This is a genomic window from Erwinia sp. OLFS4 (assembly GCF_002752165.1).
Taxonomy (GTDB): Bacteria; Pseudomonadota; Gammaproteobacteria; order Enterobacterales; family Enterobacteriaceae; genus Izhakiella.
Genome location: NZ_MOMB01000034.1, coordinates 1 through 951 on the forward strand (window position 1 = coordinate 1; position 951 = coordinate 951).

The 951-nt window shown below is 47.6% G+C and carries 1 pseudogene; it reads right to left on the minus strand.

The features are described from left to right. A pseudogene (locus tag BL249_RS18950) lies at positions 1 to 951 on the minus strand (hypothetical protein); the annotation flags it as partial.

A 951-nucleotide genomic window follows, 5' to 3' on the forward strand; every position in this document is an offset into this window, starting at 1 on the left:
GACTGAGAAGACGTTTTTTCAGGTAATCGGAATGCTGGGTATCGCCCGTGCTCTCGGCATTCTTACGATGGACATCAACTTCTCTCGCCATCGTTTCATACACTTTCTTGGCTTCGTTCGGTGTAACGGCACTTTCGATGGTATTAGCGACTTTGGTGATTTTCTCGTCCAGTTCTTTACGAAGACGTACGGTATCCCCGGCTTTTTCCCCGGCATTTTCGATGGCGAATTGAGCTGCGTTTTCCTGGCGATACTGTTGATCGTCAAACAGGCCGAGAAACACATCAGCAGAGGAGCCAAGCTGAGAAAGTGCCTTTTTGGTTGCGTCTGTGAGTGATTTTTTTGGCGCTTCGCCATCGCTGATAAGGCCGTTTTTTGTGTTGTAAATATAGGGAGTGCAGCCATACGCAAAAATTTCGCCTTGTTTACCATCCAGCACGTACCACAGGCGTACTTTTGTTGTGTGGTTGACTTCGGTCAGGTAGCCACCAGCCCCATTAGGGATCATTTCTTTTACGAAATTTCCATCAGCACCTTTAATTGAGCGCATAATGGGTGCGCCATTATCAAAACGCTCTTCCAAAATCTCAATTTTCCAGTTGATACCTTGGGGGCCGAGTACCTTGGTGGCTTGCATTACCATATAGGTACCGTTGATCGATGTGCCGCCACCATTCGTTGCGAATGCTTTGGTGAATCGTTCGTCGGTTCTGTGAAGTTTGCGCCATAGACTGAGGTTGTCCTGTATGTCCTGCGGTTGATCCGCAATTTCTTTTTCAACCTGTGTCGCACGTTGCTGGAAATTGTCGGCAGCAATGTCACAGGGCGCAGTAACCACCACAGGGGTAGCTTCCGGTATTTTTACTGGATCATTAGAATGCTCTGTTACTGGTTTTTCTGTTTCATTTGGAGCGCTGGTATCGTTTGCTGGTTCAGCGCTAGAACCAATCA